This window comes from Paenibacillus sp. FSL H7-0716, from assembly GCF_038002705.1.
Lineage (GTDB): Bacteria > Bacillota > Bacilli > Paenibacillales > Paenibacillaceae > Paenibacillus_AQ > Paenibacillus_AQ odorifer.
Genome location: NZ_JBBODA010000007.1, coordinates 26,363 through 49,663 on the forward strand (window position 1 = coordinate 26,363; position 23,301 = coordinate 49,663).

Sequence of the window (23,301 nt, forward strand, 5' to 3'; positions counted from 1 at the left end):
CGTTTCCCCTATCCAATGAGGTTCTACTTCCTGTTCTGTTCCATCCAGTTCACTGCATAATCTACGATTTCCCGTTGCGGAATCAATTGAGCGGTTGCGGAAGCAACCTGTCCATATGTAATAAGCCCCGTCTCTTGTCCAAACTGATCTGCCAGCTGAACGAAATCGTCAGAATCCCAATCTAGCTCCTTAAATTCCACCCACTGTCTAACTCCATCCACCATAATGGGCGCCCCGCCAAGGGTTTCCTTCTTGCCAGCATAAGATGCGCGGCATTCGGCAAGATGTAGGGAAGTATTATTAAGATTGCCTACTCCCAGCAACAGTACATGTCCGCCTAAATCGTAAATACGAGCCAGCGGAGAATCTTCCCCCAGACCCATTTCAAGTGAATGACCATACATAATTTCGTCTCTATGCTTGCCCCAAGCGGCAAACGAATGTATCGGATGGTCACTGCGTTTTACTCCTTTTTGTTTACGGAAGCAGTCCGGAATAACCCCCATTCCTCTAAGTTGGGTCAGGTCTGGATCATAAGGCGGCATCTGCTCGCGGATACTCTGCCACCACGCCTCCGGCACCGGTGGGTTGCTCCAGCCTGCGGGATCAGTTAGGTCACTTGAATGAGTAGGCATTACCAGTGTGCCAGATTCTCCGAGGACCTCCTCCAATGCCAAAATAACAGCGACCGGGCCCCCGGCTACCCATTTGCCTAACGATTTAAAAGAAGAATGCAATAAAATCGTCATGCCCGCCTTAACGCCCAGTCGACGAAAATCCGCTGCTAATGTCTGAACCGTAATCAAATTGCCTTGTATTTCTTCCACCCTTCATTCCTCCAATGAATCTTCTCAAATCCATTATATAGGAGGGCCGCTTCTAAATGCATCTTCAATAGCCTCAACACTCTTCGGATACTATTTTCGCTCTATAATCACCTGGGGAAATCCCCTCCAGCTCTTTAAAAACACGGGCAAATTGTTTACTGTTCTCGAAGCCTACCTCTTCTGAGACTGTTGCGAGCTTACTGCAGCCTTTTGCCAATAGCTCTTTAGCGTGACGGATGCGGACCTTTTTTAAATAGATAACAAAATTCTCACCGGTATATGCCTTAAAAGCTTCGCTGAAATAAGAATAATTCAGGGATACATGATTGCTGACCATAGCCATATTCAGTGGACGGGCGTAGTTGGCTTCAATATAGCTCAGTGCCTCTTCCATATCCGCATGCTCGGTATGCGCAGACCTTACGCCTACAATGTATTCATTCACACTCAAGAGTAAGTTCTCCAGCGCACGATAATATTCGTGGAAATGACGATAGTTGTACATATTGCCTACCGTACGATACAGCTTCAATACCTCTACCGAGGCTTCGCCATGCACCCGAAACACTTCATCCAACACCAGCTCGTTTACATTCTGTCCCACGGACTCCAGATAAGCTAGGTCCAGTTCCTTCAAATGCTCAGTTTGAAAAATCACAGATAGAAGATGCTTCATCTCCTTCTCGCGTTCTGTTCCCAGCATATTGAGCAGCTTGCGAAGCTCCTCCTTCGGTAACGGAAAGTTAGACCGTCCCTGGCCAACATCCCCATAATCCAATAAACTCACTTGCGGATATAAAAAAGTATATTGCAGTGCCCGGCAGGCTTCCTTATAACAGGAACGGAGGTCCTCAAGACTTCCTCCTTCGCTGCTAATCCCAATCGATAATCCCTTTATTTCCTTAGCTTCAGCTTGTCTGGACAGCTCCATAAAATCCTGTTTTCTGCTCCCGATCAAGACTAATTTGCCATCCCAATCCGTTGTGATTTCCGAGAAAAACTTTTCAAGCGGACCGATCAATCGTTCCGCCAGTCCCTGAACATCCCCCGACTTCATTCTTGTTCCGTCATTGTAATAGTAATTCAACACACCAACTGTAAAAGGTGCTTGCAGATCACTTAGCCACTCTTGCTGCTCACGCTCCAGCGGAACCTCCTGCTGCATTAGCAGTCCCCGTAAACGACTGGACCGCAGTTCCCTCCGGAAGTGTTCCGTTTCCTGTTCCAGCTGCCTTGCGCTGAGATCCTGTTCTTCCTGTTCCTTATCGATATTCTTCAAAATTTCGAACAACTCATCTCGGCGGATCGGCTTCAGCAAGTAATCCTTCACGCGATAACGAATCGCGCTTTTGGCATATTCGAAATCATCATACCCGCTTAAGATCAGCACTGCCGGGCTTTTCTCACCACTTGTTACCTTAGATATCTGCTCCAACAGCGTAATTCCATCCATCACTGGCATACGTATATCTGTAATAATAATATCTGCACCTTCGGTCTTAAAGATCTCGAAACCCTCTGCGCCATTACTCGCCATTGTGATGGTATACACGGACGGAAATTCTCTTTCTATCATAGTCTTGAGACCGTAACGGATATTCTTTTCATCATCAATGATCAGTAGCTTCTTCATAGTTGTTTTTCTCCTGTCAAAAGAACTTTCGGCAAGGTCAGACGTACCATCGTCCAACTCCCTGCTTCACTCTGTACTACAAGCCCATATTCATCACCATAAAAGATTTGCAGTCGCTGATGTACATTTCTCAGTCCAATACCACCTGTTCGGCGGTCAACATCCCTCTGTTCTGAGGCACTCTCACAGCGCTCATCTTTCGCATAAATCGCCTCGTTCAAAGCAACCAAACGCTCTGGAGTTAAGCCGATGCCATTATCACGAAGCTCTATGCAAATATCACCTTCCGTTTCCGAAACATGAATATGAATGTTCGGGTCCTGTAAATTCTCTTTCCCGTCGCACCAAGCATGCTTAACACTGTTCTCTACAATAGGCTGCAGTGACATTTTCAGCACCTCCAGCTCCAAATATCGAGTTTCAATATGAAGCACTAACTTAACCGGATATTCAAAACGAATATTCATCACTTCAATGTAATTTTCGATATGGCGGACTTCATCCCGCAGCTTCACATACTCTCCGGACCATTTAAAATTATAGCGCATCATCCCACCCAGCGAAGTCAGTGCATCCGAGATCGTTCGCTGGTTCTCAATTTCAGCCAGCATTTTTATATTTTCCAGCGTATTATATAAAAAATGTGCGTCAATCTGGTTATGCAGCGTACGCAGCTCTGCCTCTTTAGACAACGCCTGCTTGCTCACTGCCTGAGCCACCAACGTATTGATGGTGTTCATCAGCTTGGAGAAATGATGGGCAAGCTCCCCGACTTCCCCTCCACCACGAATCATTATTCCAGTGTACGCTTCACCTCTGCGCACTTTTTTCATCGTATCGGTCAATCTACGTAGATTTTTTAGAATAAAGGCATTTGTCACATAAGCGATCAGCGTTAGTAAAGTAATAAAGCCAACATTGGCTCCAATGATTAAGTTGCGCGTGCGGGAGATATCCTTCATCACCCCCTCCATTGACACTACATTTAGCAAATAAGCATCAATTCGTTCTAGCGGAGTGTTAATTAACAAAAACGATTTACCATTCTCCGAGTAATTACTGTCCCATTCGCCAGCTTCCCGGAACTGCTTATACCGTTCTGCAATCATATCAGCCATCTCTAGATTATCCTGCAAAAAAGAGTTGTCCGGCCTGGTGAAAAGCTGCAGCTCACTATCCACAAGGAACATCTGGGTCTGATTATCCCGTACATCTGTATACGTCTTGGGTGTAAACCGACTCAGCAGCATATCCACCTGCACCATGCCAATATGATTGTCTGCTGGCCGACTCTTCTCACGCAGCAAAGAAACCTTTGGCAGACTCTCCGTCGGTGCTCCCAAGTATCTCTGCATCAAATCCGGATCATTTTTCTGAAAAGACCAGTATTCCTGCCCCTTCAATTGAAGCGCTTTCTGAAACCATGGGGTGGAAGAAACCCGCTCTTCGCGAAAGATAATCGGCCAAATTTCGTGCACCTTATTACTTCTCGAATACAGCCGTAAATGCTCAATATTCGGATTATTAAATTGAATACGAGTCATATTCACATAAGCATTTGTATTAAAATCAACCAAATCTACTAGCTGCGGTTCGGTTTCATTCGCTAAGAATTTTTCTACTTCGGCATCAGAATAAGCCATTTGCGCCGCCCGTTCCATCGCTTCAATCTGATTATGAATATGCAGCTTCTCCATTTGCGACAAATAATCATTTTTCTCGACGGCATCGCGGAGATAGGTATTATTAATGGCTTTATAGGAATAGACAGAAACCAGCATACACGGGCCTAAAACAATAAAAACATACGCTGCAATTAAACGGCTCTGAAGTGATCTTCGCCCCCACCAATAACTAAAAGAATGCCATAATGCTCTGGTTCGATCTCGCCTATTCACTTTATACACTTCTGTCCTGTCCACCTCGCTAAAATAGTGAATATTCAAATACTTGATATCTATTCCTTATTATAATTCGAAAATAACCCAAAAGCCCGCAGTTAGCGGGCATTTTGGGTCATGCTTTTTATTTTATGGACAGCTTCACTTTATTCTCTTCATATTTCTTTTGTTGGTAGGCATCAAATACATCTTCGCCTTCCTTCTTTCTCTTCTCTAAATACTCATTCCAAATCTTATCGAACTCCGCATCGGAGGAAGCCATGAGCAACTTCGGCATAGTTTTACCGCGCAGCTGTTTCAGCTTCGAAGCGATGATGCCTTCAGGAGAGTTTCCTGTTGGTTCAATTTGTTGGAACTCGGAGGAGCCTATGGATTTACCTCTAGTCCAATCTTCCAATTGCTTAAATGGTTCTACCGATTTAGGAGCCCATTGGTCCGTGATGTTCGTATTTTGCAGCATCCAGAATGTAAAGGAAGATCCGATTTGCTTATCAAACGTCGAACGGTCTTTATTCATCAAATCAAACACTTCTGGTTTAAATTGATCTTTTCCATCAATCGTATCGTAGCTGACACCTTTTTCGCCTAAGAACAAGTCTTTGTTGCCTTCTTCACTGTTCAAGTAGCTGAGGAAGCGGATAGCACGTGCTTTATCCTTAACATCTTTGGAGATCAGTGTTACCGTCCAACCGGAGATACCAGGGCCATCAAGGGTTGGTTTATCCAAATTCGTATTGGAAGGTCCGTCAACAGCGATATACGTTTTGGTTGGATCCTGTTGGTAAATCGTTCCTAGCTGTGCTGCAAAGTCTGTACGTTGATACAGCATTGCGAAATAACGGCCTTGGGCAATTTTTTCTTCCATTTGTGGGCGTTTGTCGATAAAGATATCTTTAGCCAGCAGACCGTCTTGATTCGCTTGACGAAGTGCCTTCATCCAGCGGATATATTCAGGATCGGTTTCACGAGCATATACCTTGCCATCTTTTTCTCTTGGGATTGCCAAGAAGTTCTGCAGATAACCTTCCAAAGAATCGTTACCGTTCTCGGTAAATTCATGCAAACCAAGTGGAATAAGCGGCTGTCCATTTACGTCAGGGAATTTCTCTTTCGCTAATTTAAGCGCATTCAAGAAACCTTCTGGTGTGCGCATATCTGGACTTCCAATAGCTTCATACATATCCTTGCGGACAGCGAATACTTGGTTGGATACGTAATTTTCCCCATATTTCTCATAGTCGGCAGGAGAGGAAGAAGAGTTAGGATAGCCATACACATTGCCGTCTTCTTGTGTATACCAGCCCAGCTTATCAGCATCGGATACTTTAAAGAAGTACGGATCATATTCATCAGCAAGTTTGTTCAATGGAAGAACAAGTTCACCTTCGACCATTTTCTTAATCGCATCTTCCCAGAAACCCAAAGTGATGAAATCAGGCAATTTACCGGATGCAATCAGCGTGTTAAGCTTCTCATTCTCGTTACCAGCCGGAACGATGAAATTAATATCAACTCCGGTCTTCTTAGTTACATATTGAGAGGTTGGGTCCACGCCCCATTTATTAGGGAACCATGAGAAGTTCAGGTACCAGTCAAATGTAATAGGTGAAGTATCAATCTTCCATCCCGGTTCATCTGCTGATAATGCAGCAGCAGTCGGTTCAGCACTTGCCTCCGTATTAGTAGCTTTAGCGCTGTTAGCATTACCTTCGGCATTCTTGCCAGCATTATTCCCGCTGGAGCAGCCTGCGGCTGACAATGACATCATTATTGCGAGAAGCAGAACTCCCATTGCTTTTGGCTTACGTTTCATGCCCATGCTTGTTTACCCCTTTTCTATGAATGTTAATTATAAGCTCAACCCCAGTGCCTACAGCTGTAGGCAACCGGAGGAGTTATCACTGCTAGACATCAGCCCTTAATGGAGCCGATCATCATCCCTTTAACGAAATAACGCTGCAGGAACGGATACACGAATACTATCGGCAATGTGGTCACTACCATCGTCGCCAGCTTAATGGACTGTGACGTTACGCTTCTCGTAACGCTGCTGCCTTGTACAGCGACCATCATTTGACTAGAGCTCGATTGTGCGACGACCCGGAACAAATACGTCTGAATCGGCTGCAGATCAGTATTATTGATATAGATCATACCCGTGAAGTAATCATTCCACTGATACACGCCATGGAACAGCGCAATGGTAGCAATTACAGGCATGGATACTGGAAGTACGATTCTTAGAAAGATGGACCAATCATTAGCACCGTCAATCCGTGCCGCTTCTTCCAGCCCATCGGGAATCTCCCGGAAAAAGGTCATGAAGATAATAAGATCAAAGAAGCTAAACATAACCGGAATAATATAGACTAGGAAATTCTCCAATAGGTGAAGGTCCTTCATCAGCAGGAAGGTAGGAATGAGTCCCCCGCCAAAAAAGAGAGTCACTGTACCCATAAGCATGTAGAACTTACCGCCAATGAGGTTTTTTCTGGAGAATGCATAAGCTACCATCGCTGTGAAAAATACATGCAGTACAGTACCCAAAAGTGTTTTGGCGACAGTAACCCACATCGCCTGCATGATGCCGGGGCTGGCAAATACGGCCTCGAAATTCTCAAAGCTGAACATCCGCGGCCACCAGTAGATTCCTCCCCGCATGGCGTCATTACCGTTATTGAAGGCGTTAACCAATACGTACCAGATCGGGTAAAGCGTTATGAAGCAGATACATAACATAATGAGATTATTGATGATATCGAACAGGGCCTCGCCCTTCGTTTTACGCTTAAGTGCAAACATATATGGTCCTCCTTATCCTAGAACAACGATGTATCGTTGATTTTTTTAGATACTTGGTTGGCAATCAGCAGCAATATTAGAGCGATAACCGATTTTAACAATCCAACTGCTGTTGAGTAAGAGAAGCGGCCTGAGAGAATCCCTGTATAGTACACATAGTAATCAATTACATTACTTGCACTATCATTCAGTGAGTTGCGCAGGACCAGAATCTGATCAAAGTTGGAGTTCAGCACTCCGCTGACCGCGAGAATGAAGAGAATGCTGATTGTCGATTTAATCGCCGGCAAGGTAACATACCACATCTTCTGAAATCTGCCCGCGCCGTCGATTGTCGCCGCCTCGTACATTTCAGGAGATACACCGGAAATTGCTGCTAAATAGATAATCGCTGACCATCCAAGTTCTTTCCAGATATCAGAGGAGATAATAATTGTCCAGAAGTAACCAGGCTCAGCCAAGTATGTAATTGGCTGATCAATCAGATGAAGCGCTAGCAAAATGTTGTTGATAATTCCTACATCAGCAAGCCATGTAGCCAAAATCCCTCCGAGTACCACCCATGAGAGAAAGTGGGGCAAATACGAAATCGTCTGTATGGTCTTCTTGAATTTCATTGAACGAACTTCATTCAGAAATAGAGCAAATATTATTGGCAAGGGAAATCCGATAATTAGCTTAAACAAGCTGATGCCGAGCGTATTTTTAATTACATTCGAGAGATTGTCATCATCCATGAACTCTTTGAAATGTGTAAGTCCCACCCATGGGGCTTCTGCAATCGTTTTAACGATGTTGTAATCTTTAAAAGCAATGATAATTCCATACATGGGAATGTAGTTAAAGATTATCATCCACGCAATGCCGAGTAGAGCCATTGTCTGCAAATGACGCTGGGCAATGAACCTCTTCCAAAGCGGGCTTCGATTTACTTTACCGGTTTCGAAATTGCCAGGACTTAACGGCTTCATCGCTGAGCTTACTTCCATGCTTTTTTTGTTCTCCATCCTTTGGACCTCCAGGCTCTATATCTGTATTTAATCTAAAGCGCTTACAATGTTTATGTATCCATTGTATTTGCTTTTGCCTGTCTCCGTAAGGCTTTGAATTTCGGATTATAGGTACCATTTTTCGGATGGAGTGAAAATTTAAGGGCGAGCCGCAGCTCGCCCCTCTATTTTTATGCTAATACTGCTTGAATTTGCGCGATTTCTCCACGCCGCAGAGCCTCTGCCTCTTCACCGCGCACGAACGCTCCAGATATTTTAGTCACAGTTCCATTGCGGTATACAAGCATCAAAGATTGAATGCTAACCTTCTTCTCGCCAAAGGTATTTTCACGTTTTGGATTAGAATAGATTACCTCCGTATTCCCTAGGAAAGTGAAAGACAGTTTACCCTCTTCATCAAACAGCCATCCTGGCAATACCGGATCGAGAGACAGCGTAAGCGCTCCATCCTCCATACTGAAAACATGGCTTCCAGCCATCATTGTTCTCCACATGCTTAAGAATTCCGCGGTCGATCCACTAAGTCTCGCTACGAACCCTCTACCATGGTTATTTGGATCAGGATTGCCTCCAGTTGCGATAAATGATGAATTCTCCAGTGTACTACGTCCATAAACAGAAGGATCAAGGAATGGCACCAGCGACGTCTTCAGCTCGCCGTAGAATTCCTCATACAGCCCGCCCTTCAGCAGCTCAAGCAAATACTTATAGGACATGTGCAGGAAGTTAGACTCCCGTTCTAGCCAGCCTGGTGTGAAGGCTCTCATCCGTCCGATTTCATGCGATTCACCTTCTAGACTAACAGAGGTCTGATACATAGATGTTGCCTGATCATACAGCTCTGTTTGCTTAATCAGATTATAGATTTCTTTTGCCTGCACCGGATTCTTCATCGTCTTCAACCAGCGGGTAGGTCCTTCTAGGAAATAAGGCAAGGCATAAGCCTTAAACTCCTCTACCACAACCTTTGGCAACCCGTATCCGCTAATTACTGGCTGACCCTCAGCATCTGTTACCTGATGGAATTTCTCCGCTTCAAAGCGGAAATAGGTTGGGGTAAGTCCATTGCCCATTTCTACCGCCTTGTTGATTCCCTCATCAATTTTAACCAGGAACTTGGAAAGAGCTTCGCGGATGTGTTCCAAGGTTACTTCAGTTTCAGAACCCGTAATGCCAAACCGGATACTTGCTCTATAAGCTTCTCGGGCTGAAGCTACTGTATCCCAATAGTTGAATTGTTCAACTTCTCCTGCTAGGACAGCAGTTACCGCGTGATATACCGCTTCAAGCAGCTTCGCGATTTCTTCTGGCAGCTTTACAGCTCCCTGTACATTCTCAGCACCGTTCAGCACATCCAGCAAAAAGACTACAGTACGCTTCAGCTCAAAAGTCTCACTCATTCCGGAGCCAAACAATCCCGGCAGACCGTTCATGGCATCGTTCCAGCCCGGCTTGTTGCCTTCCATCTCCACACCCATGCCGTAAGGGTCAAGCGTAGCAAATTTATTCAAAGCAAGAGACAACATCTTCACGAACAGATTGGTGTGGTAAATAGCACCTTGCCCACCTTTGGTACACAGCCAATGGGTATCTACAGCTTTCCATTTCAGCTTATGCAGCTTCTCCTCATCTTCAAGGAGGGCGCCATATTGCCGGGCTTTTCCGTCACTAATTACATACTTCTCACTACGTGGCAGCACATATGCTGGGCTGTCATAGAACGCATAAGTACTATCCCCAAATAAAAGCTCCTGCTTCTTGTCGGGGAAGATGTCCAAATAACCTACTACGAGATCCAAATTGTACGTCCAGTGATCAGACCAGAAGCCTTCGCCAAAAGCAGCCTCAATGTTTTGCTGTGACAGGGCCAGCAGACCCGACAGAAACTCCTGCTCACTAACCTTCAACGTAACGTTATGATCCGCAATGTAATTGATCAGGCTGCCCGGGGTGAACCGGCTGTTGCATAGCTTAACAAGCTCAGCTTGATGATCCGCAGCCGCTTCTCCGATCCATTCCGCAGCCTTCGCTTTGCTGTCTGGCTTCACTTCAAAGGTTGTTCCTTGAACACTTAGTGGGTTGTAGCCATCTGCTTGAATCAAGCTATAGAACATTTTGATGTTGAAGCTGCCCACCTTCGGATTAAAAAACACATCATTCCGGCGGTTCTGATTCATATCGCGGAAGTTACCGTTCCCCTGTGAATAGTATTCTGGGGCAAGTGAGAAGAAGTTATAGTCGCGCTCCAAATCCCCATGCTTGCGGGAATATAAATGAACTACAAAGCCATCTCCGCCATTGTCAAAAATAAAAGGATAGCCTCCGCGCAGGAAGTTATCGAGATAGGACTGACGGCAATAAGCATCAAACACAGCCGATGAAGTGTGCGTGGCAATGTCTTCCGTTAATTTCTCTGTCAGACCTGCGGCTTCCTGGGATTTGGACAGGATATATTCATCCCGGCATAACTGCTCCGCCTTTTTATTGATTTTGTCGATGTCATTTACATGCCCAACCAAAGTATTCAGGGTCAAGCTGCTGCCGGGTGCCAAACGTCTACCCACACCACTGAAGCCGCAAGGAACCTTATTGACTGGATATTGTGGAAGCTCACTCAGCTCCGAAAGCGTTAATCCCGCAAAGCGGTCTGGGTAAGTAAGAGAGGTATTGCCGCCGAAAATAAGTTCGAAATCAACGATTGGCGCGACTTTTTCTCCTTCTCCAGTAAACGACAGATAGAAATGTCCATTTGTGATTTCGCTAACCTGCGCACTATCATTGGTGCTGGAACGCAGCTTATAGAACGGAATACCGTTCTCCAGATTGTATACGTCCATCCAGCTGCGCAGCAGGTTACCAATCTCCTTGTATCCGCTGTTTTCTACTCCGTAAGGCAAAATCTCAGGCAGACCATCCATCAGCTCCAGCTCAATCTCTTTGCCACCGATATTCTCAATCTCCACCCGACGTACCAACGCGGCATAATCGTCATTAGGCAGATTGAAATAGTGTACAGTCGTCTTCAGCCCATGCCCGGCATGGCTTTCTTCAAGGGTCAGTCCGTTAGGCAAAATGGTCATGATCCGCTTGGCGGCAGGATCTGGACGTGCCGATTGAAATGGCTCATAAATCTCTTGCTCGCTTTTTATTTTAATAAAGGTTCGGAATCCGGTGGTTCCTACGTCTTTATAAGAGATATTTGCTGGAGAGAATTCCATGATTGGCGAGTTCTTGTCGCGTACCCCAAAGCTGCAAATCGCTTGCCCCCGGTTCACATAAAAAGTCCACATTGGAATTCCCTTAAGACCTGCAAGACCTGGCAGGAAACTGGAGAAAGGCTTTCCTGTATCAAACTGCTCCATTACAAAGTTACCTGATTCGAAATAATAATTACTCACGTTAATGTCCTCCTAAACTGTTACTTATTTATGAAATCAGATGCGTTACGATAGAATGAGGGGATAGCTCGCAGTTGGCAATTTCTTCGCCAAGCCCCAGGGTTACCGTGCGAACTTCTTCGCTCTCATTCATCAATATGACAGCAATGCTGCCGTCCGGATTACGGAATGCTGTGGATAGGATTCCTTCCGCTTCAGAAGTAAAGCCAATCCGTACCGCACCTGGCGCGATAAATTTACTGAAATGCCCGATATAATAATATGAGCTGTTATAGTGCAATTCGTCTGTTGTTGTATCTGCTATAATTGGGGCATCACAGAGATTCCCTACATGATTGGGCCCGCCGGTCTCATCCAGTACGAGGTTCCAGTCCAGGTATCCTTCTGTCCATGCATTGAGATCCCCAATCATATTTCTGCCGTAACGTTCACCTGTAAACCATTCGCCAAGCTTGACGCCGCCCTCTTGACAGCCCTCAGTGAACAATAGATGTTTGTCAGGAAATAGATCATGTACCTTCTCTACCTTGTCGAACTCCTCACCACCATACCAGTGGATGCCTGTACCCCACACATATTGTGCAGCTTCAGGATCAGACAACACAACCGAAGCACGTTCGACCATAATATCGCGGTTATGATCCCAGATGACAATGTTCACATCGGAATGGCCTGCCTGCTGCATCACTGGACCGAGATGATTTTTAACAAAATCGCGTTCCTCTTCCGCACTATAAATACAAGAATCCCAGACTTGAACAGCAGCCGGCTCATTTTGCACGGAAACCGCCCAAATAGGTACGCCTTCCTTCCCATAAGCTTCGATAAATTTGGTATAATAGCGTGCCCAAACTTCAGCGTATTCTGGCTTGAGTGATCCTCCATTATTCATTTCACCATTTGTTTTCATCCATGCCGGAGGGCTCCAAGGAGAAGCCAACATCGTGAACGCTCCGCCTTTTACCTGCATTGCATCCTTAATCAGCGGAAGCACCCACTTATGATCATGAGAGATATCAAAGGTAGCCAGCTCCGTATCATGATCAGCGACATAAGTATAATTTCCAAGAGCAAAGTCACAGCTATGGATATGAACACGACCCATGTTATAGCCTAGCCCCTCTACCGGATGAAAATAGCGGTGAATAACCTCTGCCCGTTTCTCAGGACTGAGCCGTGACAACGTATAGGCCGCAGCTTCCGTGAAAGCGCCGCCAAATCCGATCATCTTTTGGAACTCCTGCTCTGGCTTAAGCTCTACATCAGCAGATCCAGAATCTACTCTTGTGCTAAAAACAATTGCCTCTTTCGGAGTTAAGCGTTCGCCTGTATCTTTTGCAGTTACTACAGTTTGGACTTTTGCCATTTCATCCATCTCCTCTAATTGTTTTGTTACTAACAACAAGCACTGTCTTTACTGGATCACCATCCGATGTTAGGGTTCGGAGCGATGGACCCCTGAAACGTTTGAGTAAATTCAAGGAAACCCTCGGTAAACTTTGATTTCATATCAATTCGAAACCTATAATCGAAACCGGTTTCGATTATTACGAAAAAAAATGATCTAACGAGAGCAGGAAAAAAGCGGCATAACAATATGCCCCATTATAGCCCTATTCCTCTGAATACGCTGTAGCAAATACCACATAGGAACAATTCAAGCTATGATGTCCTCTACTTTATCAGGACTCTTTTCTCTACGTCAAGATTTATCCTGTGGATAGCAGCCGCTCACTGTAGTTATGGAATTTGATACGGCCCTAATTCCCGCTAGCCGGAGGCGCACAGGATTCCCGTTCGATCACTTCTACCGGAACTAAAACCGCTTCCTTATCCAACTGCTTCCCTTCAATCGATGCTAAAAGAATGTCCGCTGCCCGGCTTCCTAAAAGTGCCGTATCCTGACGAATGGTTGTCAATGCAGGTGTAACATACTCAGCTAAATCAATATCATCGTACCCTACAACTGAAATGTCCAGCGGTACGGAAAGTCCACTATCTTTTACCGCCATAATAGCCCCTAAAGCTAACATGTCACCCGAAGCAAAAACAGCGGTTGGCCGATCAGGCAGCTTAAGAAGCTCCAGCATCGCTTGATAACCACTTTCACGAGAATAAAAAGCTCCATTCACAACATAGGACTCCGGCACTTCAAGCCCCTGCTGCTTCATAGCGTACTTATACCCTAACTCCCGAGTTTTACCGGGAAAAGTGTTCATCCCCCCGGAAATATGAGCAATCTTGCGATGACCCAAAGAAACTAAATACTCTATCGCAAGCTGAGCTCCAGCCGTATTATCCGAACATACCGTATGCGACTGCGTAGTCTCAAAATCCAGAATCACAGTAGGAATATCACTCTCTAGCAGCTCACGGAAATAGGGGTCCTCATAATCAGACAAGAAAACAACAACACCATCTACACCACGGATTCGGCAATTCTCCAAATACCCACTTTGCTTCCCCCCAACATCCTTGGAAATAAACATGAGGGCATACCCCTTATCCACAGCAACCTTCTTAAAGCTCTCAATCACAGCGCTAAAAAAGGGATGGCGAATACCAAATCCCGTATTCTCTACAAACAATACACCGATGGTCCATGATTTCTTAGTGGTCAGTGTACGGGCATGGGAATTCGGCAAATATCCCATTTCTTGGGCAACCCGGAAAATTTCCTGGCGAGTCTTCTCCCGTACATCGGAATAATTATTAAACGCCTTGGATACCGTTGTAGGAGAGTAACCGGTTCTTTTGGCAATATCGTATATAGTTGTCAATCCGGTTCACTCCTTGCCCAGACTAATGAAATACCTTCAGTTCACTGCAATTTTAACGTCTTTCGGTACCGCCGTCCAGCAAAAAGTAACTTTGTACGGAAGGAAGCAGCGTCACAGCTTGGATCAAAAGCCCTAGACTCATATAGACCAGATGTATAATTACCACACTGTCAAGCATATACGTCTGCACCATAATCCAAATAATTAGACCAAATCCGATATATAGGGACAATGCCCAGAAGCTATATAATTTTTTAAAGGGATTCAAAATATTCACCCAATGCCATTCCGGTCTCTTGATCAACCCATACAACACGAACATGGGCAGGATACCAAATACGATGAATAGCAAAGTACCCGGAATTAAAAAATCTGAAAATGGCGATCTTTCCAACATAGATGTGGGTATGTGTATCAGATCACCACTAGGATCTATGACCATTGACCCGCCTCCTGCTAACGCTCCAACCCCCAAAAATATATGAAGAATATAAAGCAATGTTACCGTAAATGGCCTTTTTTTGGTTGGCTTCATTTCAGTACCCCTTCCCATGTTTAAAAAGTAGAGCATTCCTAACAGCTCTTTTTGATTTTACATGTTTTTCCTGAATGTCACCAAGACAGATATCACACAAAAAGCCGTATTTAAGCTTTTTTTGAGTGCGATGTGAACGATTGTATTTTACGCTATACTAAGATTAGAAAGAAATGTTACCCCTGCCGACTGAATCTAATAAATAAAATACATTGGATCCTAAAAACAAGGAGACAGGACGGGCGCAAAGACGCGCTGAACCTAACATATCTATGAACGATACCCATCTTTTATCCACCAAACAATGTACCTATTGCCAGCAACAGAAGCCGCTCTCTGAATTTCGTAAACGTACCGGCAAACGTTCCAAAGGCCAGTCTCGCCGTGGCGCTTGTCGGGAGTGCCGCAAACAACGACAAAACATAGATCTCACTCTTGCAGCAGGTCCCATTCCATTACAACCTGATACCACTCAACCCCCTTCTTCAGCTGTCAAGGAACGCTCCAAGCAAGGAAAGCCTTCTTCCATGGTTGCTTCTTCACCGCAATCCAACCCAAATCAGCGCATACGGGGCTTGGAACAACGTAGGAAACAATCTCATTCTCAAGGCGTGAAACTGAGTCCGGAAGATCCAACGCAATTGATTCCCTCCGCCAATGGGAAAATTCTAATGCGTGGCCACAGTGATAAAGGACATCGCTGGCATCAGGAAATTGACTACGAGCTTGCGGTTACTCTAGTCAGAGAACATGCCGCTATCGTAGTGAATCGCCGAACCATCCGCCGGATTTACAGCAATAAGGATTTCCGTGCTTATATATTGACTAGAGACAACTATACTTGCTACTTCTGTGGCTCCTATGGAGACACTATAGATCATTTGCTCCCCCGTGCTAAAGGCGGCCATACTACTCCGGATAATTGTGTTTGCGCTTGTACGTTATGTAATCAGACCAAAGCCGATAAGTCTGTTGAGGATTTTATGAGCAGATAAAATAGAAAAACGCCCCAATCTCAGTGGATTAAGGGCGCTTTTTTATAAAAATCAAAGGTAAAGTTTATTGTTAGTTAGCAACAATATTCTTAACTCGTCCTACCTGTCCACTGGTTAAACGCACCTTGATGCCATGCGGATGTCGAGGTGAGTTCGTGAGAATATCCTTTACCGTTCCATGTGTTAGCTTACCCGTCGGCTGATCCTGCTTAAGCACAATATCCACTTCAAGCCCAGGACGAATATCGGCTCTTACCTGTCCGTTCATGATGTAATCCCCTTTCAATGAGTTATAATGTTGTCAACTATACTAGATAAGGAGGAGACGTAATGGCCTTCGGCATCAACAGAGAAGAATTAACCCGCTGGAAAAAGGCAGTCTCCGCAGGAGAGATCGCTTTCTTAACCCATTACTGGCTAGACCCGCGTTTTCCCGGCATGACTACTGTCACCAAGGTCGGCTGTAGTGACCTAACCAGACTAACATATTGGTGTGAGGAAAATGGACTGCCGGCTAAATATATTCATAATCGTTCGCCGTTCCCCCACTTTGACCTTTTGGGACCCAAACAAGCAGAAATCCTTCGGAAGGAAGGATTATGGGAACAGTTGGAACGTTTCAAAATGCTCTAAAATCACTTCTTTTTACGTAAATCTTGCATGATCTTGCGGCCGGTAGGTGTCTGTGCTAATCCGCCACCTGCGGTCTCGCGGTGTTTTTCTGGCATAGCTGAGCCTACCTCAAGCATGACCTTGATTACTTCATCAGAAGGAATCACGCTCCGAACACCAGCCAGCGCCATATCGGCGGCGGCGAGCGCGGTCACTGCACCGAATCCGTTTCTAACGATACAAGGAATCTCTACGAGTCCTCCCACCGGATCACAAATCAGTCCTAAGGTGTTCTTAAGCGCCAACCCAACAGCATGTACTGCTTGTGCAGGCGTTCCTCCACGCAGTTCGGTTAAAGCTCCTGCCGCCATCCCGATGGCCGACCCGACCTCCGCCTGACAGCCACCCTCTGCACCAGATACAAACGAATTGTTGGCAATGACATAACCGATCGCTCCTGCAGCGAACAAACCGGAAACCATATAGTCATCATCCCAGCCAAACCGTTCCTGGCAGCTGAGAAATACACCCGGAATAATTCCGCATGAACCTGCCGTAGGTGTAGCAATTATGCGGCCCATTGAGGCATTAACCTCGGATACAGCCAAGGCATAGGCCATTGCTTGACCAGCGGGTCCACCTAGGCATGGTTCATCTGCTGCGTTATAGGCTCCTACACGCTGGGCATCCATTCCCGTAAGGCCGCTGCGCGAAGTGGTATCTTCATGCATCCCACGATGAACAGCCTCTTTCATCACCCCGTAATACTCACGCATTGTGGCAAATTCCTGTTCACTGGAACGTCCAGATTCCGCGCTTTGCTCTTCGAGCATAAGGGATCCAATGGTGAGGCCACGCTCCTCACATAATACAGCCAGTTGGCTAAGTGTTTGAAAATTCATGTTAAGCTTTCCTTCCCCTTCTCATCTTGCTTACCTTCGTTTAAATTAACCAATTTCACCGATTTCACCGCAGTGAGCGCTTTAAGCGCTTCAATAAGCTCTGGAGTAGCAGCTTCATCCAGCTCCAGTACCGTTAAGGCTGCACCGCTGCGATTCTTCCGATCCAGAGACATATGCCCTATATTAAATTGTCCGTTACGCATCACTTCTGTAACACTCGCCAGAACACCTAAATAATCCATATGATGAATCAATACCGTCGGATACATTCCCGTAAGCTTTACTCCAAAACCATCCACATCGACGATCTCAATGTTTCCACCACCGATGGATGTCCCCGTTAAAGTCAGCTCACTTCCTGTCTCTTGTCCGATAAGATGCAGTTTAACTGTGTTAGGATGAGGAAACAATCCCGTTCCTTGCTCAAAAGATACGTCCATTCCAGCTTCAGCCGCTAACTCCAGAGAGTCGGGTAACCGATGATCATCGGTAGCGTAATCCAAAAGCCCTCCGACAATAGCCCGGTCTGTGCCATGGCCCTGATAAGTAGCTGCAAAAGAACCAAAAAACGTCACTTCTGCCACACGCGGCACTTCACCCAGCACCTGCCTTGCAGCCCTTCCGATCCGTGCCGCACCGGCTGTATGCGAACTTGAAGGCCCGACCATGGCCGGGCCAATAATTGAAAACACATCTTTAAAACGCATAAAAGACCTCCTGCCTGCAAAATAGGCAATTATCAAACTCATATATAGTATACTGCACTGGCAGTCGGAGTTCACCGTTACATTTGCTGTGATATATCCACTTCTAATCTAATGATATTTCACTTAGATAGTATTTTCATTTCGCATCTTATGTATCACAAGACATCCTGGGAGTATAACACAATTCCACCTCTATACTGCCAGCCTATCCCTTCCCAGAATCCCCTTCCTTGTTCATTGGTTCCAATCACCATCAGATGACATTTTGCGATACCAGCTGCATGTAAATTACCAAGACAACGCTTTACAAGCTCACGCCCGATGCCCATGCCTCGGCAGTCATTACTAACTGCAACATGATACATATAACCTCTTCGCCCATCATGTCCACACAATGCAGTTCCTACAATCCGGCCGCCTTCATTCTCGCAGATCTGGCTGAAGCCAGCATTACGCTCCAGATAACGTGCAATCTCCAGTCTCGAATCCGCTTCACTAAGTCCCATTCCCTCTGTATTTTCCCATAGCTGGTAGGCAGCTTCATAATCATCCGCAATCATCTCTCGATAATTCATGTCTATCCCCTCGCTTGTATAGAATGACAAAAAAGCATAAAGAGCACTCCGCGGAAGCTTTTCCAGCATCAACAGCGCTTCATAAGGGTCACCTTCCAAGCCCAGCACTTGCGCGAAGGCAGGTTCGGTCTTCCACCCGTTTGTTTTCATTGTAATGATCTGCTGGCGAAAATCATTATCCAGCTGAGCTAGAATTTCCGCTTCAATGATCATATGTAAGTAACCATTCTGCAAAGCTGTGGGTTGCGGCTGCCCAAACAGTTCTATAGGCCAGCCACCGGCCATAAAGTTAATTTTCGTTCGAGGGACCCCGTCCACCACACGCGATACACTAGTAAACTCATCCATGGTTCCGAAATATCGACTAACAATATCCCTAAATTTTACGGAATCATGCACCTCACAAATAATATCCAGGTCGCTGCCCTTCACCTGAATTCCAAGCGGCACTGTGCCAACCAGCACCGGGTTATAGTCGGCCAGCAAACTTATAATATTTAATTCTCTTAACAGGGTATAGACCTCTTTTTGCACTGGAGTTCCACGATTTAGATAATCTATGTTTCGCCAATCATTCATCTCTGACAAACGCTCCCTCGACTAGGTTATAAACACAGGCAGGACCGGATAACAGCGCACGCTTTTCTAGGCGCATGCATAGAAATATACGGAAGATAGAAGGCAAGGAGGAGTGTATGTAAAAATGAACCCCACCTACCCCTATTATGGGGAACAAACGATATGTAAGAAACAGCCTATTGCTTTTCCCCCACAGCATCAAGACCGTCAGCCTGGTCTAGAGAGTCTAATGAATCCTCGCCCCATCAGTGAAAATCCGGAGATCACCGGCAGTGGAAAGCTAAAAGGAAAAATTGCGCTCATCACCGGAGGCGACAGCGGAATTGGTAAAGCGGCGGCCATTGCTTTTGCAAAGGAAGGTGCAGATGTCGCTATAGCTTATTTATACGAAGCTTCAGATGCAGAGGTCACTCAGCGGCGAATTGAAGAATTAGGGCAATGTTGTTTGCGGATCGAAGTTGATTTACGCCATAAGGAAAACTGCTTCAAGGCTGTGGAGCATACCCTTCGCACTTTTGGCAAGCTGGACATCCTCGTCAACAATCATGGCGTCCAGTATCCACAAAAAAGTATTCTGGATATCACGGAAGCACAGCTCTACCAAACGTTTCAGACGAATATATTTCCGTTCTTTTACCTGACACAAGCCGCACTTCCACATCTAAAAAAAGGCGCAGCCATCATCAACACTGCTTCCATTACTGCCTATCAAGGAAATAAAGAGCTTATAGATTATTCCTCAACTAAAGGCGCGATCGTCTCCTTTACCCGCTCTTTAGCCTTATCACTCGTAGACTCTGGCATTCGTGTCAATAGCGTAGCTCCCGGACCCGTATGGACACCACTAATCCCCTCCAGCTACTCCGCAGATGAGGTTAGTGTATTTGGGACGGATACACCCTTTAAACGTGCCGCACAGCCATATGAGTTAGCAGGAGCCTATCTTTATTTAGCGGGACCGGATTCTTCGTATGTTACCGGGACATGTATTCATGTCAATGGTGGAGACATGGTCACCAGCTGATGCATCACACCACGAGAGGAATGTATATCAAATGAATAAGATAAATGATTATGATATCTCTTCTGTCCGCCTAAGCAGTGGCATGTACGCATTAACCAAATTAGCCTGCGCAGGGCTAACTTACGTCCTTATTACCTTACTTATGCTTGGATTTCCACAATCCGATGGAATTCCTGAAGGCTGGCCACTATCGATTCCTTATGCCATTTATGCTTATGGATTGCCTGCGGCGTTAGTAGCAGATGTACTGCTGCGTATTCTGCGCTCCAAATCCCCTATCCTGCCCCTTGCTGTATATGTCATCACGGGTTTTGGTGCAGGTCTATGGCTGGCAGCGGAACAAGGTGCAGAATATCTGCTATGGGGTCTAGGTGGAGTCCTGGGACTACTCCTTCTCAGAGTGACCCAGCTTGGTGTAGAAAGGTTTCCTCTGTTGCTGCCAGTATTCGCCCTGTTTCTGCCACTGCTCTGCTTACTGCTGTCATAAGCCTTATTAGGGATACTCAAAGCGCTTCAATGATATCTCCGGCAATAATAGCCGCCGGATTATTCCGCTGACGGGCTGCTCCCTCTCCTGCTAATCCGTGCAGGTATACCCCAAAAGCTGCTGCCTGCGTAGCATGAAGTCCCTGAGCCAGCAGGCTGGAAATCATGCCCGTTAGCACATCACCAGCTCCACCAGTGCCCATGCCGGGATGGCCTGTGGTATTTACATAAGCTTGCCCTTCAGGAGTTGCTATCACGGTATGCGCTCCTTTTAACACAAGCGTAACCCCATACTCCTTGGCATAGTCCATAGCCAGACCGATTCGGTCACGCTGGACCTCAGCCGTAGTTAGGTTAGCCAGGCGAGCCATCTCCCCTGGGTGAGGTGTCAGAATTACAGAATGATGCCGCTGCGCCCAACTCTTATAATCGGAGTCAGCCAGAATATTTAAAGCATCGGCATCGATAACCAGCGGGCAATCACTGCCTTCCCAAAGACTGCGAAGCCAATCTGTATCACCCGGGAACCGTCCAAGACCTGGTCCCACAGCGATTACATCTTGCTCTTCGCTTAACTTCAATAGCTTGGACGCGGTCTCAGCCTCCCAGCTTCCCTCTTCACTGCCACCTACATCGGCCAGCATGAGTTCAGGAACAACACCGATGACGGAAGGTAACAGCTTCTTAGGAAGCGCCCACGTCACCAATCCGCAGCCCGTGCGCAGCGCAGCACGGGCTGCCAGTAGTCCCGCGCCGCTCATCCGTAAGGTGCCGGCAGCAAGGAGTACATGCCCATAAGTCCCCTTATGGCCTTCAGGCGACCGCCACCGGGCCAGATCGACACCCAAATGGGCATGCAGCACTTCCGGTGTCAGCAGATGAACCTGCACACCGCTGTTAAGAGCCAGAGCAGTCGGAATGCCGATGGCCCGTACCTTCACATGCCCCGCTGCGCCTGCACCGGGGTATTGCAGTATGCCTCGCTTGAGAAACGCGAGGCATACCGTCACTGACGCATGAATGCAAGGCTCATGCGTCTCTCCTGTGTCCGCGTTCAGACCACTCGGGATGTCCGCGGACACAATGACCTTGCCGCTGCTGTTCGCTGCGGCAATCAGCTCCGCATAGGCGCCGCGCGGGGCTCCCGCGCCGCCGGTGCCGAGCAGCGCATCCAGGATGCCGCTGCACTCGGCAAGGTCCAGCCGATCCCTGCCGTATACTACGGCAGGCAGGCCCATGGCTGCAGCCGCATCGCGCTGCAGGGCGGCCTCGCCGGAGAGCGACTCCGGCGGCACCGCATAGACGAGCGTGACGGCGATGCCGGTCTCGCGAAGGTACCGTGCGGCGGCGAGGCCATCGCCGCCGTTGTTGCCTTTGCCGACGAGGATGAACCATCGCTCGGATGCGGCAGAGGCAAGCGTCAGCGCATGATCTGCGCTGACCTTAAATGCCTTGCCTGGGTCACCCAGCGCGGCCTCCTTTAGCCCAGAATCGTTCCCTTCGGCTGCATTCCTGCTGCCTGCCCCGCCTCTCTCCCGGCAAAGATCGATGATCTCCTCTGCGATAACTCTTCCCGCATTCTCCATCAGCGCAATCGCTGGAATCCCCAGTTGCTGGATCGTTTCGCTGTCCAGCTGCCTCATTTGCTCAGCAGTTACCAGATACATGATTTAGCCCCTTTCCGCTATCTACCGTTCCAAAGCTTCACACGCAATTCCAAGTACAAGTCCGAGCGCAAGTCAGATATCAGTAAGCGACAGTAAATCTGGCCCGACTAAAATTCCCTTCCTCCAGCTCATCCACCATAGCTACAGCCAAATCCTCCACACTGATCTTGCTTTCACCATTCTCATCTAGAACAAGACGGTCCAATCCGATACGGAAATGACCTGTACGACGACCTGGATGAACTACCGCAGCAGGACTGAGATACGTATAATCCAATTCTGTATTTTTGTAAATCTCATAAGCCTGCGCATGCGCCTCTGCAACCGGTTTAAACTCTTCCGGAAAATCAGGTGTATTCATCAGCAGCTCTCCAGTTTCAGTCTTTAAGCTACCTGCACCTCCAACAACCAACAGCCGATTTAACCCTGCCGTCTGCATACCCTCCACCAACGCTTTTGCCGCCGTAATCAGATCCTGCTCGTGGCCCGCTCCTGGTCCATAAGCACTTATTACCTCTTCATGGCCACGGACTGCAGCCGCTACTGAAGCCGGATCAAGAATATCCACCGTTGTCACATGTAAACGCTCGTGTTCGAGAGTTATTGTCTCTGGATTGCGTACCGCAGCTGTTACTTCGTGTTTTCTTTTTAATGCCTCCTGTACAATTGCCTTTCCAATCGTTCCTGAAGCGCCCAATATTACAACATCCATCTTGTTGTTCCTCACATTCTACGAGCAAGGCCATTATCGTGTAGCCTTCTGCTCTATTATTTTTTGATGCTCATCTGAATAGCTTTTCCCTTACAGCCTTTAAACATTATTTATCCCCTGAGATCCAATCGAAACCAGATCGCGCCTACTACTCCA

The 23,301-nt window shown here is 46.7% G+C and carries 20 protein-coding genes; 4 read left to right on the forward strand and 16 right to left on the reverse strand.

Annotated features, from left to right (window positions below):
* Positions 1–23: 23 nt before the first annotated feature.
* From MHH60_RS11385 to MHH60_RS11430, 10 genes are all read right to left on the reverse strand, one after another.
* Positions 24–827, reverse strand: a complete 804-nt coding sequence (locus MHH60_RS11385; RefSeq protein ID WP_076134886.1) for an aminoglycoside N(3)-acetyltransferase — start codon at positions 825–827, stop codon at positions 24–26.
* Between the two features lie 73 nt (positions 828–900).
* Positions 901–2,460, reverse strand: a complete 1,560-nt coding sequence (locus MHH60_RS11390) for a response regulator (protein ID WP_076134885.1) — start codon at positions 2,458–2,460, stop codon at positions 901–903.
* The gene (locus MHH60_RS11395) at positions 2,457–4,367 is read right to left on the reverse strand and encodes a cache domain-containing sensor histidine kinase (protein WP_081388965.1); all 1,911 of its coding nucleotides are present in this window, start codon (positions 4,365–4,367) and stop codon (positions 2,457–2,459) included. Before MHH60_RS11395 ends, MHH60_RS11390 begins: the two co-directional genes overlap by 4 nt.
* Before the next feature lie 118 nt (positions 4,368–4,485).
* Positions 4,486–6,180, reverse strand: coding sequence for an extracellular solute-binding protein (locus tag MHH60_RS11400; RefSeq protein WP_036682600.1), 1,695 nt, complete (start codon positions 6,178–6,180; stop codon positions 4,486–4,488).
* Between the two features lie 92 nt (positions 6,181–6,272).
* Positions 6,273–7,163 carry a carbohydrate ABC transporter permease gene (locus MHH60_RS11405; protein WP_036682603.1) on the reverse strand — a complete coding sequence of 297 codons (891 nt, stop codon included), beginning with the start codon at positions 7,161–7,163 and terminating at the stop codon, positions 6,273–6,275.
* Positions 7,164–7,180: 17 nt separating this feature from the next.
* Positions 7,181–8,170: an ABC transporter permease gene (locus MHH60_RS11410; RefSeq protein ID WP_076134884.1), complete on the reverse strand. Its 990-nt coding sequence runs from the start codon at positions 8,168–8,170 to the stop codon at positions 7,181–7,183.
* Between the two features lie 173 nt (positions 8,171–8,343).
* A complete protein-coding gene (locus tag MHH60_RS11415; protein WP_076134883.1) occupies positions 8,344–11,571 on the reverse strand; it encodes a cellobiose phosphorylase in 3,228 nt (1,075 codons plus the stop codon).
* A 28-nt stretch (positions 11,572–11,599) separates the two neighbouring features.
* Positions 11,600–12,937 carry a glycoside hydrolase family 30 protein gene (locus tag MHH60_RS11420; protein ID WP_076134882.1) on the reverse strand — a complete coding sequence of 446 codons (1,338 nt, stop codon included), beginning with the start codon at positions 12,935–12,937 and terminating at the stop codon, positions 11,600–11,602.
* A gap of 394 nt (positions 12,938–13,331) precedes the next feature.
* Positions 13,332–14,351, reverse strand: a complete 1,020-nt coding sequence (locus MHH60_RS11425) for a LacI family DNA-binding transcriptional regulator (RefSeq protein WP_076134881.1) — start codon at positions 14,349–14,351, stop codon at positions 13,332–13,334.
* 52 nt (positions 14,352–14,403) lie between these two features.
* Entirely contained in the window at positions 14,404–14,793 is a 390-nt protein-coding gene (locus MHH60_RS11430; protein ID WP_232061125.1) for a hypothetical protein, read from the reverse strand.
* Positions 14,794–15,098: 305 nt separating this feature from the next.
* On the opposite strand from MHH60_RS11430, the gene MHH60_RS11435 reads away from it, so the two are divergent.
* Complete coding sequence (locus MHH60_RS11435; RefSeq protein ID WP_341040592.1) at positions 15,099–15,881, forward strand: HNH endonuclease; 783 nt, start codon at positions 15,099–15,101, stop codon at positions 15,879–15,881.
* A 70-nt stretch (positions 15,882–15,951) separates the two neighbouring features.
* On the opposite strand, the gene MHH60_RS11440 is transcribed toward MHH60_RS11435, so the two are convergent.
* Entirely contained in the window at positions 15,952–16,149 is a 198-nt protein-coding gene (locus tag MHH60_RS11440) for a YwbE family protein (protein WP_036682616.1), read from the reverse strand.
* A gap of 62 nt (positions 16,150–16,211) precedes the next feature.
* Between MHH60_RS11440 and MHH60_RS11445 the strand changes: the two genes are divergently transcribed.
* The gene (locus MHH60_RS11445; protein WP_076124555.1) at positions 16,212–16,514 is read left to right on the forward strand and encodes a hypothetical protein; all 303 of its coding nucleotides are present in this window, start codon (positions 16,212–16,214) and stop codon (positions 16,512–16,514) included.
* Between the two features lie 2 nt (positions 16,515–16,516).
* Here the strand turns inward: MHH60_RS11445 and sdaAA are convergent, their stop codons facing one another.
* The 3 genes from sdaAA to MHH60_RS11460 form a co-directional block, all read right to left on the reverse strand.
* Positions 16,517–17,395, reverse strand: coding sequence for an L-serine ammonia-lyase, iron-sulfur-dependent, subunit alpha (gene sdaAA, locus MHH60_RS11450; protein WP_076134878.1), 879 nt, complete (start codon positions 17,393–17,395; stop codon positions 16,517–16,519).
* On the reverse strand, positions 17,392–18,102 hold the full coding sequence (gene sdaAB, locus MHH60_RS11455) for an L-serine ammonia-lyase, iron-sulfur-dependent subunit beta (RefSeq protein WP_076124558.1): 711 nt from the start codon (positions 18,100–18,102) through the stop codon (positions 17,392–17,394). Before sdaAB ends, sdaAA begins: the two co-directional genes overlap by 4 nt.
* A 155-nt stretch (positions 18,103–18,257) precedes the next feature.
* Positions 18,258–19,256, reverse strand: coding sequence for a GNAT family N-acetyltransferase (locus tag MHH60_RS11460; RefSeq protein ID WP_232061124.1), 999 nt, complete (start codon positions 19,254–19,256; stop codon positions 18,258–18,260).
* A gap of 124 nt (positions 19,257–19,380) precedes the next feature.
* On the opposite strand from MHH60_RS11460, the gene MHH60_RS11465 reads away from it, so the two are divergent.
* Both MHH60_RS11465 and MHH60_RS11470 read left to right on the forward strand, forming a co-directional pair.
* Positions 19,381–20,280 (forward strand): SDR family oxidoreductase, encoded by a 900-nt coding sequence (locus MHH60_RS11465; RefSeq protein WP_076134877.1) that lies wholly within the window; start codon positions 19,381–19,383, stop codon positions 20,278–20,280.
* 31 nt (positions 20,281–20,311) lie between these two features.
* On the forward strand, positions 20,312–20,767 hold the full coding sequence (locus tag MHH60_RS11470) for a hypothetical protein (protein ID WP_076134876.1): 456 nt from the start codon (positions 20,312–20,314) through the stop codon (positions 20,765–20,767).
* Between the two features lie 16 nt (positions 20,768–20,783).
* Here MHH60_RS11470 and MHH60_RS11475 read toward each other — a convergent pair whose 3' ends face one another.
* Positions 20,784–22,433 carry a bifunctional ADP-dependent NAD(P)H-hydrate dehydratase/NAD(P)H-hydrate epimerase gene (locus MHH60_RS11475; protein ID WP_076134875.1) on the reverse strand — a complete coding sequence of 550 codons (1,650 nt, stop codon included), beginning with the start codon at positions 22,431–22,433 and terminating at the stop codon, positions 20,784–20,786.
* Positions 22,434–22,512: 79 nt separating this feature from the next.
* Positions 22,513–23,145 (reverse strand): NAD(P)-dependent oxidoreductase, encoded by a 633-nt coding sequence (locus MHH60_RS11480; protein ID WP_076134874.1) that lies wholly within the window; start codon positions 23,143–23,145, stop codon positions 22,513–22,515.
* Positions 23,146–23,301: the final 156 nt, after the last annotated feature.